This is a genomic window from Aminobacterium thunnarium, assembly GCF_055390565.1.
In genome coordinates, this window is sequence record NZ_AP042412.1 from 172,365 (window position 1) to 189,598 (window position 17,234).

General features: G+C 40.4%; 14 protein-coding genes, 7 tRNA genes, 1 pseudogene and 1 other annotated feature. Of the genes and pseudogenes, 16 read left to right on the forward strand and 6 right to left on the reverse strand.

Translation table 11 applies throughout. From position 1 onward, the window contains the following. Positions 1-16: 16 nt before the first annotated feature. The 13 genes from nusG (at position 17) to ACZ5GY_RS00865 (ending at position 5,393) form a co-directional block, all read left to right on the forward strand. On the forward strand, positions 17-559 hold the full coding sequence (gene nusG / locus ACZ5GY_RS00805) for a transcription termination/antitermination protein NusG (protein WP_213691348.1): 543 nt from the start codon (positions 17-19) through the stop codon (positions 557-559). An 87-nt stretch (positions 560-646) separates the two neighbouring features. Further along, entirely contained in the window at positions 647-1,072 is a 426-nt protein-coding gene (rplK, locus tag ACZ5GY_RS00810) for a 50S ribosomal protein L11 (protein ID WP_213691344.1), read from the forward strand. A gap of 68 nt (positions 1,073-1,140) precedes the next feature. Beyond that, on the forward strand, positions 1,141-1,854 hold the full coding sequence (gene rplA, locus ACZ5GY_RS00815) for a 50S ribosomal protein L1 (protein ID WP_213699467.1): 714 nt from the start codon (positions 1,141-1,143) through the stop codon (positions 1,852-1,854). A gap of 43 nt (positions 1,855-1,897) precedes the next feature. After that, positions 1,898-2,057 (forward strand) — a sequence feature (ribosomal protein L10 leader region). A 9-nt stretch (positions 2,058-2,066) separates the two neighbouring features. Continuing rightward, the gene (gene rplJ / locus ACZ5GY_RS00820; RefSeq protein WP_213691342.1) at positions 2,067-2,597 is read left to right on the forward strand and encodes a 50S ribosomal protein L10; all 531 of its coding nucleotides are present in this window, start codon (positions 2,067-2,069) and stop codon (positions 2,595-2,597) included. Between the two features lie 70 nt (positions 2,598-2,667). Then, on the forward strand, positions 2,668-3,051 hold the full coding sequence (gene rplL / locus ACZ5GY_RS00825; protein WP_213691341.1) for a 50S ribosomal protein L7/L12: 384 nt from the start codon (positions 2,668-2,670) through the stop codon (positions 3,049-3,051). Between the two features lie 74 nt (positions 3,052-3,125). Next, positions 3,126-3,818, forward strand: a complete 693-nt coding sequence (nfi, locus tag ACZ5GY_RS00830; protein WP_307879569.1) for a deoxyribonuclease V — start codon at positions 3,126-3,128, stop codon at positions 3,816-3,818. Next, positions 3,815-4,654 carry an amidohydrolase family protein gene (locus tag ACZ5GY_RS00835; RefSeq protein ID WP_464111916.1) on the forward strand — a complete coding sequence of 280 codons (840 nt, stop codon included), beginning with the start codon at positions 3,815-3,817 and terminating at the stop codon, positions 4,652-4,654. Before nfi ends, ACZ5GY_RS00835 begins: the two co-directional genes overlap by 4 nt. 173 nt (positions 4,655-4,827) lie before the next feature. Next, positions 4,828-4,902, forward strand: a tRNA-Val gene (locus ACZ5GY_RS00840). Between the two features lie 34 nt (positions 4,903-4,936). Next, a tRNA-Asp gene (locus ACZ5GY_RS00845) sits at positions 4,937-5,013 on the forward strand. 18 nt (positions 5,014-5,031) lie between these two features. Then, positions 5,032-5,107, forward strand: a tRNA-Phe gene (locus ACZ5GY_RS00850). A 22-nt stretch (positions 5,108-5,129) separates the two neighbouring features. Then, positions 5,130-5,204, forward strand: a tRNA-Gly gene (locus ACZ5GY_RS00855). Positions 5,205-5,220: 16 nt separating this feature from the next. After that, positions 5,221-5,294 (forward strand) — tRNA-Cys (locus ACZ5GY_RS00860). Positions 5,295-5,317: 23 nt separating this feature from the next. Beyond that, positions 5,318-5,393: transfer RNA gene (locus ACZ5GY_RS00865), tRNA-Asn, on the forward strand. Between the two features lie 613 nt (positions 5,394-6,006). Here the strand turns inward: ACZ5GY_RS00865 and ACZ5GY_RS00870 are convergent. Continuing rightward, positions 6,007-6,243: a nucleotidyltransferase domain-containing protein gene (locus tag ACZ5GY_RS00870; protein WP_213691264.1), complete on the reverse strand. Its 237-nt coding sequence runs from the start codon at positions 6,241-6,243 to the stop codon at positions 6,007-6,009. A gap of 406 nt (positions 6,244-6,649) precedes the next feature. Here ACZ5GY_RS00870 and ACZ5GY_RS00875 point away from each other — a divergent pair, with 406 nt between their 5' ends. Further along, entirely contained in the window at positions 6,650-6,919 is a 270-nt protein-coding gene (locus ACZ5GY_RS00875; protein WP_213691265.1) for a hypothetical protein, read from the forward strand. Continuing rightward, positions 6,916-7,929: a DUF3644 domain-containing protein gene (locus tag ACZ5GY_RS00880; RefSeq protein ID WP_213691266.1), complete on the forward strand. Its 1,014-nt coding sequence runs from the start codon at positions 6,916-6,918 to the stop codon at positions 7,927-7,929. Before ACZ5GY_RS00875 ends, ACZ5GY_RS00880 begins: the two co-directional genes overlap by 4 nt. 72 nt (positions 7,930-8,001) lie before the next feature. Here ACZ5GY_RS00880 and ACZ5GY_RS00885 read toward each other — a convergent pair. Next, positions 8,002-9,174, reverse strand: a pseudogene (locus ACZ5GY_RS00885) (transposase family protein). Positions 9,175-9,369: 195 nt separating this feature from the next. Here ACZ5GY_RS00885 and ACZ5GY_RS00890 point away from each other — a divergent pair. Further along, positions 9,370-9,445, forward strand: a tRNA-Asn gene (locus ACZ5GY_RS00890). Between the two features lie 106 nt (positions 9,446-9,551). On the opposite strand, the gene ACZ5GY_RS00895 is transcribed toward ACZ5GY_RS00890, so the two are convergent. From ACZ5GY_RS00895 to ACZ5GY_RS00910, 4 genes are all read right to left on the reverse strand, one after another. Further along, positions 9,552-13,466, reverse strand: coding sequence for a LamG-like jellyroll fold domain-containing protein (locus tag ACZ5GY_RS00895; RefSeq protein ID WP_464111917.1), 3,915 nt, complete (start codon positions 13,464-13,466; stop codon positions 9,552-9,554). Further along, a complete protein-coding gene (locus tag ACZ5GY_RS00900; protein WP_464111918.1) occupies positions 13,463-15,070 on the reverse strand; it encodes a Hint domain-containing homing endonuclease in 1,608 nt (535 codons plus the stop codon). Before ACZ5GY_RS00900 ends, ACZ5GY_RS00895 begins: the two co-directional genes overlap by 4 nt. Before the next feature lie 166 nt (positions 15,071-15,236). Next, a complete protein-coding gene (locus ACZ5GY_RS00905; RefSeq protein ID WP_213691269.1) occupies positions 15,237-16,436 on the reverse strand; it encodes a sensor histidine kinase in 1,200 nt (399 codons plus the stop codon). A gap of 110 nt (positions 16,437-16,546) precedes the next feature. Beyond that, positions 16,547-17,224: a response regulator transcription factor gene (locus ACZ5GY_RS00910; protein ID WP_307879563.1), complete on the reverse strand. Its 678-nt coding sequence runs from the start codon at positions 17,222-17,224 to the stop codon at positions 16,547-16,549. Between the last annotated feature and the right edge of the window lie 10 nt (positions 17,225-17,234).

Here is a 17,234-nt window from a genome sequence, read left to right on the forward strand (position 1 = left end):
AGACCCCCTTTGCGTGATGGAAAGTAGCAGCGAGAGACGCTGGTATATAGTTCAGACATACGCTGGATACGAGAATAGAGTAAAGGCAAATCTTGAACAGAGAATTGCCACTATGGGCATGGAAGACGAAATATTTAGTGTCTTGGTTCCTGTAGAAGAGCGTGTTTTTGTCAAAGACGGCAAAAGCAAGAAAGTTACTCGCAAACTTTATCCGAGTTATGTGCTCGTGGAAATGCGACTCAATGATCAGTCCTGGTATGTCGTACGTCACACTCCCGGAGTAACAGGCTTTGTCGGAGCAGGGAACCACCCCATTCCTCTTTCCGAAAAAGAAGTTAAAGAAATTATGAATAAGATTGGGAAAGATCAGAGTAAACCGAAGATTGAGATGAACTTGAAACCTGGAGATATTGTCAAGGTGAAAAGTGGTCCCTTTGAAGGACAAGTTGGTCCTGTTGTCGAAATTGTTCCAGAGAAGGGAAAAGTCAAGTTTACAGTTACTGTCTTTGGGCGTGAAACTATAGTAGAGACTGACTATATGGAGCTAGATAAGCTCTAAAAATAAAGGAAATTTAAAAGCGGGCACACCTCGTTGTAGATGTTGTTTAGAGGGGTGCTCTGTGCTAATGAGAGGAGATTTGTAGTAATGGCGAAGAAAGTAATAGCGCAGATCAAGTTGCAGCTGCCTGCCGGTAAGGCTACACCAGCGCCTCCTGTAGGTCCAGCCCTTGGTCAGCATGGCGTAAACATCATGGAGTTCTGTAAACAGTTTAACGCCAAAACATCTGATCAGGCAGGGATGATTATTCCTGCAGTTTTAACTGTTTATGCTGACCGAAGCTTCACCTTCATTCTGAAAACACCTCCGGCAAGCGTTCTCTTGAAGAAGGCTGCTGGCCTTGAGAGAGCATCAGGTGAGCCGAATAAGGTGAAGGTCGCAAAAGTTAGTCGCGATAAAGTTCGTGAAATAGCAGAGCTTAAGAAAAATGATTTGAATGCTAACGATGTAGAAGCAGCTATGCGCATGATCGAAGGTACCGCACGGTCTATGGGTATAGAAATCATTGACTAATAGCTTTTTTTAAGTTTTTACCCGTGGCAGGGCTGAAAACCCGTTACGACCACAAGGAGGAAATTATTATGGCAAAGAAAAGTAAAAGATATGTTGCTATAGCAGAAAAAGTTGACAGTTCGAAGCTTTATGGATTACGAGAAGCTATTGAGCTATTCAAAGAAGTTGCTACCGCGAAATTTGATGAGAGTCTTGAAATTCATATCCGCCTCGGCGTTGATCCCCGCCATGCAGACCAGCAGGTTCGTGGGACAGTTGCATTGCCCCATGGAACTGGTGTAACCAAACGAGTTTTAGTTTTGGCTATGGGCGAAAAGGTAAAAGAGGCAGAGGAAGCAGGCGCGGACTTTGTCGGCGGAGATGATATGATTCAGAGAATAAGCTCTGGCTGGCTTGATTTTGACGCGGTTATTGCGACCCCCGACATGATGAAAAATGTTGGCCGTCTTGGTAAAGTTTTAGGTCCTCGTGGCCTCATGCCAAGTGCCAAGGCTGGAACAGTTACATTTGATGTGGCTGATGCCGTTAAAGAAATCAAAGCGGGTCGTGTGGAATTCCGTGTTGATAAATCAGCAATAATTCATAATATGGTCGGTAAGAAAAGTTTTGAAACACAGCAACTTTTCGAAAACATAAAAGCCCTTTATCAGACAATATTGAAAGCACGTCCTGCATCAGTAAAGGGAACCTATGTAAAAAGCTTTTATATTGCTCCGACTATGGGCGTAGGGATTAAGATTGATCCTTCTGCTGCTGCAAAAGAAGTAATAGATCAAAAGTAGCAGGTCAGTCATTGTAAGTTAAGGTATTTAGATTTAAAATAAAATATCGAAATTCAACAAACCAGAGACAGTGGGCGCCGTGGCGCTTAATGGTAAATACCGCCCACCGAGGTTTGGGGATACGTACATAAAAGAACGCTGAGTTCCTTTTCGTGTATAAAAATCTCCCGGCCTTGGTGTCGGGAGATTTTTTTTAGGGAGGAGGTGAACCCATGCCTGCAAACGTTAAATTTGAGCAAGTTGATGAGTTAAAAGAGATGTTAAGCAAAAGCGAGGCTGTTTTTATAGCAGAGTATCGTGGACTTACCGTTGCCCAGTTTACAGATCTCCGTTCTAGAGTTCGTCAAGCTGGTGGTGAGATGAAAGTTGCCAAAAATACACTCTTTAAGATTGCTCTCCGAGAAGAAAACAAGCCAATTCCAGAAGATATTATGACAGGACCGAATGTCTATACTTTGGCTTATGAGGATCCTGTTGCTGTGGCGAAAGTCTTCAAGGAATTTTCTAAAGATAAGGCAAACAAAGCATTTATCACCAAAGGTGGCGTGTTAGGAGAAAATGTTCTTAATGCTGCTCAGGTTGATGCTTTGGCCGATCTCCCATCCAGAGAAGTACTTATCGCACAGGTTGTCAGCACTATTGCTGCTCCTCTCTCTGGACTTGTTACCGTTCTTTCTGGTCCTATCCGAGGTTTGGCTACATGCCTTTCTCAGATCAAAGAAAAGAAAGAGCAGGCTGCATAAAGGTTGCATAACCCCATATTGGGGAATCTAAAATTTGAGAAAAGTTTTAATTTAAGGAGGAACAATAGAAATGACCCATGAAGAGATCATTCAGGCTATTGAAGGTATGACAGTACTTGAGCTTTCCGAACTTGTGAAGGCTCTTGAGGACAAATTTGGAGTTTCCGCTTCCGCTCCTGCCATGGCTATGCCCATGATGATGGCCGGCGCTGGTGCAGCTGCTGGTGCAGCAGAGGAAGAGAAAACAGAGTTCGACGTAGTTCTTAAGGGCGCCGGCTCCAACAAAATCGCGACAATCAAAGTTGTTCGCGAAGTAACAGGCCTTGGCTTGAAAGAAGCTAAAGAGCTTGTTGACAATGCTCCCAAACCTGTTAAAGAGGCTGTTAGCAAGGATGAAGCAGAAGAGCTTAAAAAGAAGTTCGAAGAAGCCGGAGCTGAAGTCGAAGTTAAGTAGTTTCAATCATAACGTAGCATATGAGAGGGCTGTCCATTTAAGGACAGCCCTTTTTTGCAATAGGAGGGGTCCTTTTGGAATTCAAAATACCACCGTCCTATAAAGAGGCTATTGCAGAACAGCGAAACATAGCTTCGAACGTTTATGTAAATGATGAAGATTTTCCTCTTAAAATTGTTGCTGGAACAGATGTTGCGTATAGTAAAAAGGGAAAAAATGCCTGGGCTATCGCAGGGATTGTCGTTATGGAATGGGGATCATTTCGCCCTATTGAGCATGTTCATGCCGTATATCCCGTTTCCTTTCCTTATTTGACAGGGCTTCTTTCCTATCGCGAGCTCCCTGCCCTTTTAGAAGCTTATAAGAAGTTGAAAAGTAAACCTAATTTCTGGATGGTTGATGGCGCTGGAATAGCCCATCCCCGTAAAATAGGCTTAGCCTCTCACTTTGGAGTTATAACGAATTCTGTTACTATTGGTGTTGCTAAAAGTCGGCTCATTGGGGAGTATTGTGAACCTAGAGAAGAAAAAGGGTCTTTTTCCTCTCTAGTGTTCAATGAAGAACGCGTAGGAGTTGTTTTACGTTCTAGAACAGCAGTAAAACCTTTATTTATAAGTCCGGGACATAAAATATCAATCGAAAAAGCAATGCGTCTTGTTTTAGAGGCATGTATACGTTACAGATTACCTGAGCCAACACGGGCGGCTCATAATTATGTAACAGAGGTGCGTCGTAAGTTTATTGAAAAGGGCGGTGAAGTTTTATGATCGATACTCATGTTCATGTTTACCCCCCAGATGTTATTAGGGATTTTGAAAAAATATCGGAGCGTGAAGATTATTTCAGTTTGCTCTCTCACGGTAAAGTACATAAATGGGCTACTGTGGAAGACGTTATCAGACAAATGGATGAAGATGGCATTCAACAATCGTGGATATTCGGTTTTGCCTTCAGAGATTTAGGGTTGTGCAAACATTGCAATGACTATGTTATTGAATCCATAAAAAAATATCCTGACCGTTTAAAGGGATTGGCTGTTGTTCCTCCTCTAGATCCCAAAGCAGAAGAAGAAGTAGTTAGGTGCGCAGAAAGAGGTCTTATCGGCGTAGGTGAACTCTTCCCTGGAGGGCAGGGGTTTGATATAGATGACGTTCGTCAGACGTGGCGTTTAGTAGCTGTTACCCAAGAGGCAAACATGGTGCTTCTCTTTCACACAGCAGAACCTGTTGGGCATGATTATCCCGGAAAAGGAAATGTTGGGCCTCGTGAAGCCGCTCAATTTTGTATAAATCATCCTGAAGCCAAAGTTATCTTTGCTCATTTTGGTGGAGGGTTATGGCTATATGAACTTATGCCGGAAATGAAAAGATATCTTAAAAATGCTCGTTATGATATAGCTGCTTTGCCATGGTTATATAAATCGAAAATTTTAGAAGCCGTAAATAACGCCGGAATAATGGGAAAATTTTTTTATGGATCTGACTTCCCTATCCTCTCTTTTGAAAGGTATAAAGAGGCTATAAATGGCCTTTTTGAGAAAAATAGAGATATAAAGAAGCTGTTTGTGGAAAATGTAGAAAAGTTTCTGGTGTCGGAGCGTTGACTTTTTTGTCATAGTGAAGAAAAACCAGTGATGAAGGCTATTGGTAGAGAAGTAGAAAAAGTGAAAAGATAAAAAGTGTGAATATTTGTTCTTTTTTATTCAATACTTTGTGGGGGTTGACGGGTGCAGATTCAGCCTATATACTATCCCTTGCGTTGGTCGAGTGGCGAATAGGGCGGATAGTTCAGCGGAAGAACACTTGCCTTACACGCAAGGGGTCACAGGTTCGAACCCTGTTCCGCCCACCAATTGCCTTTTTGTGAATTTTGACAGTCTCATGGTGGGGTCGTAGCTCAGTCGGTTAGAGCGTCGGCCTGTCACGCCGAAGGTCGCGAGTTCGAGTCTCGTCGGCCCCGCCATTTAAATATAAGGGACAAGGCGGGATAGCTCAGTCGGTAGAGCAGCGGACTGAAAATCCGCGTGTCCCCAGTTCAATTCTGGGTCCCGCCACCATTCACAATTTACGAGAGAAAATGCGGAAGTAGCTCAGGGGTAGAGCACAACCTTGCCAAGGTTGGGGTCGCGGGTTCAAATCCCGTCTTCCGCTCCATGGAATTTTCTGTGGCGGCGGCATAGCCAAGTGGTAAGGCAGAGGACTGCAAATCCTTTATCCCCGGTTCGAATCCGGGTGCCGCCTCCATTTTCAAAAGAATATAATGACATTCCTCGGTAGCTCAATCGGCAGAGCGGGTGGCTGTTAACCACTAGGTTGCAGGTTCGAGTCCTGCCCGAGGAGCCAGATAATTCAAGCCGTTTCGAAAAATCCGAAACGGCTTTTTTGTTTATGTGGTCAGATTTTATCTGGTCGTTTTTTTATGGATTGACACAAGAGAAAATTGATTCATTCTGTTCATTGTTGAATGGATGATATTTCCCCGAATCCCTTATTCCTAAACCTTAATTATTTCCCAGTGAGCTTTCTAGAAAATGAAACGGTAAATTCTGCTCCAAGAAAAATACCTATACTACCCTCAATAATAGCGATAAGTCTTATCCATATTGGTGTTGTTTTGCATAAACTCAATAGTCTGATATCTTGAAGGATCTTGATGTTCTTTTCTTTTTTCCATTTGCGACTTTGGGTTCAATGCCAAAACCACCTAGGAAAATGCAATCTTTGATAAATACATATTTACAAGATTGTAATAAAGGGACATTAAATGCATGTTTTCAAGTACTATTCCTTTTAAATATAAGTTATCTCCAAAGGAGCATTTTGCAAAAAGAATTCAGATAGTTGAGTTAGGGTTGAAATCTGTTTATCTTTCAGAAAAAAATTATATAAGGGAAGTCATCAAACCTTGGTGGGAATTGGACGGACATAAATATATACACCTCGTTTTTAAAAAGTATTATGGGTCAAGTCCTATTTGAAATTTATTCAGTATAAGGGGTGAACTTGTTTTAGTTGATGGTATTACCTTAATAGTTATATCAAGATCACTATCCGGTTGATAATTACCTCTGATACGACTCCCGTAGAGATATACAGATTGAATAAGATCTTTTACTTTAGCCCAGGTACTTATTATTGTTTTGAGTTTAGGTAAATCCAAGTTATTCTCCTGAAAAATAAAATTTGATTTCACGATACTCCTTCTGATTGAGATAAGGTATCCATTAACTTGTCTTTATAGTGTATTAGTGAAATAATTAAAATTGTTATTCAGAGTGTAATAGAGTCCTTTTAAGTGTCCTTGGAGACTGACATGCCAGAAGCTGAAATGTCCTTAAGACTTGCAATCGGATTTCTGAAACTTGGAATCATCAATTCACATATTTCGGTTAGTTTAGGCGGAGCAAATGTCTGAGTTCAACATAATAATATCTTTGATGTAATTGCATTTCTTAGAAGTCTAGGTTTCCATAAAGAAAAAGATTCAACTTATTTTCAAGGTCAATATTCTTTAGGAGACTTCCAATATTAAATTTAAATTGATTCTGTTCCAGGTTGAGGTGATATTGTAGTTTCTCTTAATAGAAATAAACGTTTATATGTTTAATCTCAAAAGAGCCATTGCTAAAAAGAAATCTAGTTCTGAATATAAGTTAATGCGAGAAGCAATTAGTCAACTCATGATAGTGGAATATGTCTCTGCTGAAGATGCTTTTGCAATAGCTATACCCCATTCAAATAAATCCAATAAATTAGCTGTAGGATGTAGACAAGCGCCATTAATCAGTCAACTTGGCATTAGGATCTTAACTATTGATCGAGAAAATAGAATTTATGGATTAGATAGATTAGGAGGGGATATCCTTTGAAATCAAGAGCCCGTTCAATGTTGGATAAATCAATCCATGCAATGCTCGCAGCTATAGAAATTTATAACAAACCATCATTTAGGTATAGAGAAGAAGCCTTTGCAATTTTATGTATTAATGCTTGGGAATTATTGCTGAAATCAAGGACCTTGGAGATTAATAAAAACCACTTAAGTTCAATTATTCAGTATGAGCGAAGGAAGAAGGCGGATGGTTCTTTAACTGAAAAATGGTTCAGAAAGAAAAATAGGTCTGGTAACCATCTTTCTATAGGGCTCTTTGTCGCTTATGATAATCTTGTAAATATTCATGGTGATTCTATCAATCCAACAGTAAGGAAGAATTTGGAAGCTCTTGTTGAAATCAGGGATAATGCTATACATTTTATGAATAAAGGTTTTCAAATTAAAAAGAAAGTTCACGAAATGGGTACGGCCAATTTGAAAAATTATTTCACCCTTATCAAAAGATGGTTCGGTTCAGATTTTAGTCAGTATAACCTTTTTCTTATGCCCATAGCATTTTTAGACGATGTGTCAAGTATTGAGGGACTACAATTGGGAAAGGCTGAACAAAACTTACTGAAATATATGGATCAGTTAGAAGCAGGTATTGAAGATAATATATCTAATGATTTCAATCTATCTTTGGATATAGAAGTGAAATTTAAAAAGGTCAGAACACAAGAAGCTACTCCAGTGGTAGTTGACCCAACCTCTCCAGATGCTGTTCTCATTTCTTTATCAGAAGAGGATATAAGAGAAAAATATCCTTGGGATTATAAAATGTTAATCCACAGACTTCGACAACGCTATTCAAATTTTAAACAGAATGCTAGATTTTATCAGATCAAAAAGGAATTAGAAGATGATGATAGATATTGCAAAGCAAGATATCTTGATCCTGGTAATACTAATGGAACAGTTAAAAAATTTTATAATCCAAATATATGCAAAGAGTTTGATAAACATTATTCTAGACAGCTTACTAGTAACTTCTCAACAGAGTAAGATAATCAATCTTTTTAGAACAGTATCTGTATCAAGAAACAAGATTGAGGTAAATTGATGGATGAATTTTATTTAAGAAAAAGACTCGTTAAATTTGTAAGGGGCCATAGTTTGCTTCCTGATAACGTGATAAAGTGAATGGCGGGAATCCCAGTCCGTATGATTGGCTCCCGCCAATTCAAAGATAAATGGGCTCACTCTGTCCAATAGTAGTGGCGGAATGGAAGTTGCGGCTTTTGAACTGGCTAAAGAGAGCTCGTATATTTATTCTTTTGGTGTTTTTCCGTCCATTTCTCTTCCTCCGTGTGACCGCTTCTGATTGTAATATTTTACCCAGTTTGTAGCAGAAATCATAAAGGTTTTACGAGATGTAATATATGGAAGCGTAGGGATATAGAATTCCTCATCGTCAGTACGATGGCTCCGTTCCACAAAGCCCTGGGCTTCTTTCTGCCCCTTAGGGATGGAGAGAAGCGTTATGTCGAGAGGGGCCATGAAGTTTTCTTCCATGATGGCCCTCTTCCTGCTTCCCCCTCCGCCTCCAAACTCAGTTCCATTGTCCGTCTGGAAAAAGATTTTGTGCCGAATGCCCAAAGCGCGAAGCATGAACCCCACATATATCATGAAAGAGAATCCGTTGGCAAAGGAAAGTTCATCGGCAAAGCTTAGGAACCGTGTTCTTGTCCGTATATCGATAGCCGTAAACTGATACTTGGGAAGCTTGTACTTGAAGACCGCGGCGTACGCTTTTTCAGGGAGGGCTTTGGCGTCCGCGATATGTTTGGCATCAATCTGAATGTATTGCAGAGCTTCCCAATGCTTAAGATTGGCATAATACCGCCTGTTCCCGTTTTTAGAACGTACTTTTTTGCTCTTCCTGTTGTTTCTTCGCAAGATGTTTCTGATCGTGTAAGGAGAGAGGGTTAGACTAAAGATGCGAGCCAATTCCCTGGCAAGTCGCCGAGCTCCCATATTCGTTTTCTTCTGGGTTTCAAGAACGATAGCTTCTATATGGGGTTTCGTCCTTTTAGGATGGGGGGAACGGGGGCCCCTTTTTTCTAGTAACTTTTCCACAGGGAGGCCATCTTTTTTTCTTTTTGTCAGTGTTCTGGCCCATCGTTCAGAAATCCCCATGATGTGAGCAATCTCCCTGATTGTCTTTCCTTGTTCCATGAGATCTGTTACGACTTCCAGTGCTGCTATAGGGTTCCCAGATTGCTGTAAACGTTGGTATAATGATGTCATGGCGGGTTTACCTCCTATATCCTTTATTTTGGTTGTTTGAGCAACACCAGTATAAAGGAGAGGTGCCCGCCTTTTTCATTATCTCTTTCACTTTACCTAAGTAAACGGAACGAAACTCTGGCCCATCTACAGTTTCTTCCTTAAAGGGACTTGCCAAAAGAGTATATTAGGTGTTTAATAAACGAGTTTTGATATTCCTCGGTAGCTCAATCGGCAGAGCGGGTGGCTGTTAACCACTAGGTTGCAGGTTCGAGTCCTGCCCGAGGAGCCAAATTTTAGAATTCAAGATGTTTTTGCATATAAGAATCCCTTGCAATCGCAAGGGATTCTTTTTTGTCCTTTTGGTGCTTCTGAGTATTAACGTACGAAAATGTATGTTAATTATTAGCAGGTAATGGAATATTATACATGTATTGTGCGTTAGGCCATTGTAGCCAAAATAGATTACCATTACTATCTTTAGCCAAGAAGTAAATAGGCTCTTCTTGCGGATAAGATGATGACATGTTATGCCGAATATAATCGTTTAAACGCCAATTGTTGTTGGAAGAAGAGAGTATCCTTTTTCTTGGGTCACTGATTTTATCTTGAAGAAGTTCGTTATATAGATCTACATGGGCCATACGTAATATGAATGGATTTTGTTTTAATGGAGAAGCACCTTTATTGCGAATACCGAGAAGGAATTCCCTCAAATGGAAGAGACGGTGGCAATCCTTTGTGTTTCTGATATAAAAACCTACGTTTGGAGGAACAGGCAGCCCTGACAAAATAGTATTTTCCAGAATTTCAAAGATATCCGGATTATCCCAGGCACAGTCTACATAACACTGTTCTCCATCTCCAGTTACATGGATCCATTCTTCCAAGTCTAGATTAGCTCCAATTGAAGAGTTCCAGTCGGACATCCCTGTTCGAAGATTAGGTAGACAGCTATTCAATGAATAGAGAAGTTGATTACAATATTCCACAATGTCTTTCTTGCCCTCATCGTCAAGAGGAAAGTTAAAATCTTCTTCCAGAAATGCAAGTTCAAGAAATGTCGAGCCTTCCATTGTTGTTGAGAGGGGGACCTCTCCTTCAGGGGTAAGCGTCACCGCTCTGCATAAATTTTCAAGTAGATTAACATAATCTTCTTTGGCAATGTGTGAGGCATTCTCGTTTGCTGTGTTGATGCAGAGAACGATAGCTTTCTCTATTGACTCGTAACTTATTGCATGGCATCTAACTTGAAATGGGTTGAGTTTTATTCCCTCTTGTACCGATTTGTCAAAATCTAGTCTGCCCGGAGTTATATCCAAAACTGGATTCCCTGACGTTATCTTTGTGAGAGGGAGTGTGTTCATTTTAAGAACATTTATTTTTAATCCCACTTGGCAAGTGTTGAACGGCATACATAAAAGAGAGCGATATTGTTTATCATCTTTTGTTCCTACTAAATCACTTTTCCTATCACCAGCTCCAAAGGCTATACCGGTTGCGGTTATCCATTTGTTGTCGGAGCCCTTCAACTGCAGGAAAGCATCCCAAATTTGTGGAATTTTGCCACTTCCAGGATAGATTCCGCAGACGGAATAGGTTCCCCTTATTCCTTTTTCCATAACGATGCCGTCAGGTCCTTTACCGCCTCTAAGCAAGAATCCTGATACATTATGTCCTGGAGAAAGTTCCAGAATCTTTATGCCTTCCACTCCTTCCAATCGGGCAAGTAGGCAGTGGAAACAAGCTGTTTCCAAATCGTTGAAAGCGGCCTTGTTCTCGGTTTTTTGGGTTTTTTCGAAGTTTTGAATAGATGTCAAGATAGCCTTGCCGTCTATGGTAAGGATGCGGTGGAAATTGGTCCATCTTGCATTCTGTGGGCTATCTAGCCTTTCTCTGGAAGCAAATTTCCCGCAGCTTCTGAACCATTTTACGAACTGAGACGCAAATTTTCTATCTTTTGCAGTCTCCGTACACTCCTGTTTGGTCACTTCGTTGCATAAGTCTATCATGGGGTAGACAGGCAAGTTGGCAGTATCTTTCTCTGTTGTCCATGGAGATAAGGGCTTTCCTAAGATGACGTAGATTTTATGTTCTGTGGTTCCCAGCGGTTCGACTTTTCCTTTTACCTTGAAATACCATTCCCATTGTTGAGTGTAACATTGGGAATGTGCTCCAGAAAGAGTATTATCCTTCAAAGGAAGTTTAACAGTATAGTTTCCGCTTTTCGTAACTGTAAAGTTTATCTCTGGGATTCTTCCTAAAAGGGATTTCTCAGGTGTCCTGGCACCTATAGTGACAACAATTTTCTCATTGGTGAAATTGTTGCAGTTGAGGGTTGCCTTGACGAATATGTTTTCTGTCTTTTCTCCCTGATTATGATAGAGAATCGATGCGTTCTTAAGTTCCGAAGAATTCCATTCAGGAAGCACAGGATCATGGTCGAAATCAGGTCTCCCTAACAGCGCTCCTGCATCGATAAGTGTTTCATCGTAGAAGGCGATGGATTTAACTAAAAGGGTGCACTCTTCGCTACCAGTAGGTTGAGATGGATCGGTGTTGGGAAAATGGTGTATTTCCCTGTATCCCTTTATTCCTCTATTGACAGCCAGGATAAAGGCTCCATTTGCTGCAAGATATTCCGGACTTTTTATGCATTTGCTTACACAATAGAGGAATCGTACCATGAAGGGTCTTGTCCCAAAGGGGTTATGTGTGATCCAAGCACAATAAAACGAGTATAGTATAACGCTCAGTTCAAAGCACCCGTATATGGCAAGAATAAACTCGAGAATATCTTTAGAATCTGGCTCGTCTTCTATCATTAGATTCGATAGTGAAGGATCAGAAGTTAAGCAATTCCTCAGTAGTAGCGACATTGAACCGTTGAGTTTCTGTTTCTCCTCGTCTTTAAATCCCCTCGTAGCTTCAAGACCTGTTACGGAATGCAATATTTGCAGGAAGACTTCAGCGGCGAAACGATTTTGCCATTCTTCCATGTTGCTAAATCCTGTTTCATTATCGGGCATGGCGAATTCGAACGGAGGTAGTTCTCTGTCTAAGACAGTATTTTCAATAAGGGTTACTTCTGTTTTCGAATATGCGAGGTTCCCACCATGGAGGATCTCTGCGCCGTTGCCTTCTTGAGAAAATATCCATAGAGCCTTTAGATCGGGGGCGAAGTAGTAAGGTGCTACATCAGCGTATTCCGTTAGCTTCTCTGCTGTCAAGGCAGAGGAAAAGATACAGATACTATCCAGATGTCCTTGGAGGCCGTTGTTGAAAGTTCTTCCCTTCTGACAGTTGCCCAAGTATATTTCGGCTCCTTCTGTTCTTGCTGGGGACGTTGAGATGGTATGGCTCCCAGCGGGGGATCCATCTATGTAAAGGCTTACTGAGGTACTAGAGACAGTCGCGGTTAGGTCTATCCATCTCTGAGCTTTGATCTCTCTGTCGAAGGTAAAACGTTTCTCTCCCAATGAAAAAAATGGGCGAGTCTGTTTATCGGATAAACCCAAACATACGGATCCTGGTTTTTCAGGTGTGCCGTTACAAAAGATATATGTGTCATTATCCTCTGTCGTAATGCCAAGATACACTTTAGCTAATAATGTGAACGTTGAACACTCTTTACTTCCTGGGTTGACGGGAGCGGTTCCTATAGGAACAATACAACCTTCTTTCCCCGGCGTAATACCATATACCAGATTCACTATGTCGCAACCTCCCGTCAGCTGTAGCTTATGTTTACGGGAACTGCGGTCAAGCGGTTCGTACTCCCCAAAATCGGCCCATAATTCAATCTTATCTCGGGAAATATGATGATTGGAGAAGAAGAGTTTTTGTACTTCATCTTTATCTAGAGCTTGGGAGTAGAACTCCACATCTTGTAAATAGCCCTCCATAAGGCCCATTTTCCATGGAGTATTCTTGTCGATGAAAGAAGATTGAGAGGAAGATGTTTTGGCTGACAGTGCGGGAAAACCTTGTAAATATATTATGACGTTGGTTTTGTCGTAGACGATGTCAACTTTGTTCCAGTCCCTTTCTGCAAGAGGGTCTTTAGCGATGTCAAGAGTGAAGGTTCCTAGTCCCTTTGAGAAAAAACGAAGAGCACCCTTTACTATTTCTAAGGAAAAAACGCCTTCTTGGGTGATTATCGTGGCATTTGATTCCCGGCTAGAGATATAGAATCTTGCGCTAAGGGTGAAAGGAGTACTGCCGCATAGGGATATGAGTGGGGGATCATTTATGATGGCACAGTCGGGAGGGTTGCATTTCAGAGAGAAAAAACTTCTTCTCTGATGGCTCATTTCATTGCCTCCCACAGAGTTTGCTTGACTGCGGCGCTATCTCTGTGGGGATTGTCGAATATCTCATTCGTAGGTGCTTTTACTAGTGCTTGCATATTGTTGTCTCCTACAAGGATACCTTCAGCGAAAAAAGTACAGCCTTCTTTTGAGGAAGGATCATTTTCTTGGGGGCATAGTTCCAAGTTATAAACCTCGTCGCCGGGCACTTCCCATATGCCTGTAAGTTTAAGGATTTCTCCAGTTTGATGTATAAAGTGGCAGTTGCCAGTTACTTCTGATGCTCTCATAGCTCCCTTGTCAGTAACAATCGGATGGTCTTTAGTGCAGACAAGGTCAAGACCGTTTAGTGTGTGGAAGTGGATCATGTCATCTTTTTCATTACCCCTAATACATTGTGTTACTACAGCAGTATAACCGTTGGTGTTCATCTGTACTAAGTCACCGATCTTTATAGTTTCGATAGGGCGTTCACATCCGTCAGCCATGAGAATTTTAGTTCCCTTAGACAAGCATCCCCACAGAATATGCAGGCATCTGGAAAGGGCGGCATTAGAAGGTATAGGGGGGGCCAGCGTGCTACTGATCTGTATGCTGCCTCTATCACCGCTCTCTCTTACATATTGAACAGTGAAGTAGATGTCGACTTTGTCTTTTTGAGGTAATCGGTTAGAAGGAACATTTGTCTTCCAGTCTGGATCAAGGTCGAAGAAAAAACCATTTGTGTACTTTGCCGGTGCATCCTGACCTTTAACGAACCTGTCTTGCAGCGGAATTTCTCTGTCTGTCTTCGTGTAGCGTGCAATACCATTTTGGCAGTCTAGTTTCAGATCAAAGGTACTAAGATCAATACATCTAAAAGGATCACTGTCATCTTCGAACTCCACCCATGCGGAGAGAGGCGCGAAGAGACGTTGTTTTCCAGCAGCAGGATCGAAGCTTTCCTCATAGATGTAATCAATTTCCTCTTCGGCAACAGGTCTGCGGTTGTAGCAAATATTGATGGGGCTCTCTTGGGTGGAATCCTTTTTGACGGGTTTTAGTAAGTGTACTTCTTTTACTTCGCCAGATAGATATATTTGCGACTCTATATTGCGGCTGCTCAGAAATCCTTTAAGTTGTCCATTTGTCGCTTCTGCCCAATGGGAAGTATAGTCTATTTCCAGTACGTTTGAGGCATAGTCCGCAGGATCGAAATCAGAACAGAGTACCAGTTTCGTGTGATCTGTCTCCTTAGTCGTTTGGGCAAAGGTAGCTACATGTTCATCTTTTGACGTGCGTACTTCGATTTTTTCGTCTATATAAAGAGCTTTTGAAACGAGAGATGTTGATGCTTTGATTACGAGAGAGTGGCTTTCCTTATCCCATTTGATGATTCCTATTTCAGCTCCATCTTCGAATCCTTCTGTCTCTTTCTCCTTAACTTCCCCTTGGGAAATCAATGCCGTTGTTCGTAAAGCATTATAGAGAACAGGCAATTTTTCTTTAACGATTTGTTCGCCACCATACATGTCAAAAATCCATTGGTCATGATGAGGATCACCAAATTTTATAGGTATGCTTTCTCCGGGTTTTCGCAGAATCCTTGCTAACTCCATTCTTTTCATGATACTCCTCCTTTTGTTTGTAGCAGATTTGCTGGTGGAGATCAAAGTGTTGTAGATGCTGCTTGTAAAATATTAATGAATTTTTAAACAATTTATTTTGTAATTTGTTATTAACTTAATTTTGCTAAGAAAAAATTTTTGCTGAAGCTAAAATAATTGACAATCTTCAGTTAGCTCTAAAAGGGAAAAATACACTGACTTTTAATCCTTTCCCGTCGAATCCATCTTCAAGAGAGATAGTTGCATCATGAAAATCAGCGATATCTTTTACTATCGACAATCCTAAGCCACTTCCCTGTACACTTTCTCCTTTGTATCGATAAAACCTTTCAAAGACTTTTTTTCTTTCTTCTGTTGGAATGCCAGGGCCCTGATCTATTATAGAAATGGTAACTCCATTAGTATTTCTTAACGTATATATCCAAATGTTCGCTTTTGAAGGGGAGTATTTAATAGCGTTATCAAGAAGTGATGAAAGCATTACTTCTAAACTTTTTGCATTTCCTTGTAAAAGAGTAGCCCCTCTTTGAGGTTGGAATGTTATCGTTATGTTTTGTTCTGCAGCTATCATAGAATAATCTAATAATACTCTTGAAATTAATTCCTCTATATCAATACTCATGACCTCATTTTCTAAGAAATCAGATTCCATCCGGGATATAGCGAGTAATTGATTAATTACAGCACTAGCCCGATTAATTCCTCGTTTTAATTTTTGAATAACTAAGGTTCTTTCTTCTTCTGAAGTGGCGTAACGTGCATTTTGAATTTGAAGATCTAGTGCTGTAATAGGGGTTCTTAATTCGTGAGCTGCGTCAGCTAGGAATCGTTTTTGATTTTTTAAAGCCTTATCAAGACGAGAAAGAAGAGAGTTTAATTCTTTTATAAGGGGACGTATTTCTTCTGGAACGTTCTTATCATAGATAGGTGTAAGTAAAGAGGCTTTTCTTTCACCTATTTGTTTGCGAACGTTATTCAATGGATTAAAGCTAATTTTAATAACGAGTAAAACCCAGCCTCCTAAAAAGAATAAGAAAATAAGCATTATAAAAATAAATTTGGTAGTAATAGAAAAAATGACTTTTTCTCTTAACTTCATTGCTTGGACTATCTGTATTGTTTCTTGCCCTTTTTCTAAAAGAATTCTCCATTTTTCTCCTTTCCAAGTTATTATGGAAAAACCGCTTTGAGTTGTTATAGGAAAGGATAAAGAACTATCGGAACTATAAATGAGTGTAGTTGATTTATCCCAGATTTGAACGAGAGAGTCTATTTTGTCTTCTTCAAATCCACTTTTTGTATTTATCTGTCGGGGGTAGTTTTGAAGCCTATGCATAAAAGCTAATTGTTCCATTTGGTAATCCATAATTTCATAGACCTCGTCTTTTATCTCAAAAAAAAGGATGAGCGTTATTAAGGATATGCTGAAAGTAGCCCCTATAAGAAGGCCTAAGAAGAGTCTTTTCTTAATAGACATCATGAGCCCCTCTTTTTTAAGATATATCCTACCCCATGAACATTATGGATAAACTTCTTATCGCTAAATTTTTTTCTTAGACTATGGATATATACTTGGATTGTGTTGCTTTCTACCTCTTGTTCCCATCCATAAAGAATTTTTTCCAATTCTGTTCTAGAAAAAATCCTATCAGGGTTTTCTAGAAAAGTGACGAGAAGGATATATTCATTTCTAGAAAGGTGTACTACTTTCCCATTTGAGGTTACCTCCATAGAAGATGGATCGACTGAAATATGGTTATATTCTATTGTTGAACGAACTCTTCCAGCATATCTTCTTAAAAGAGCCCTGATTCGAGCGGCTAACTCATCAAGATCAAAGGGCTTTACCATATAGTCATCAGAGCCTGCATCTAGACCACTAATTCTGTCTGATATGGCATCAAGTGCTGTAAGAATAATTGTTGGTATTCCATTTTTGTTTCTTCTTAGTGTTTGTAACAGTTCTAGCCCAGATCCGTCAGGAAGGCCGAGATCAAGGATTAGAAGGTCAAAATCATCAATTTTTAAAGCTTCCTCTCCTGAACTTTTTGTTCTTACCCACTCGACAGTAAAACCTCTATAAGAAAGGCCGGTTTGGATTTCTTCTCCAATCATCTGATCATCTTCAACGAGTAAAAGACGAATAATTTTCACATCCCCTTTG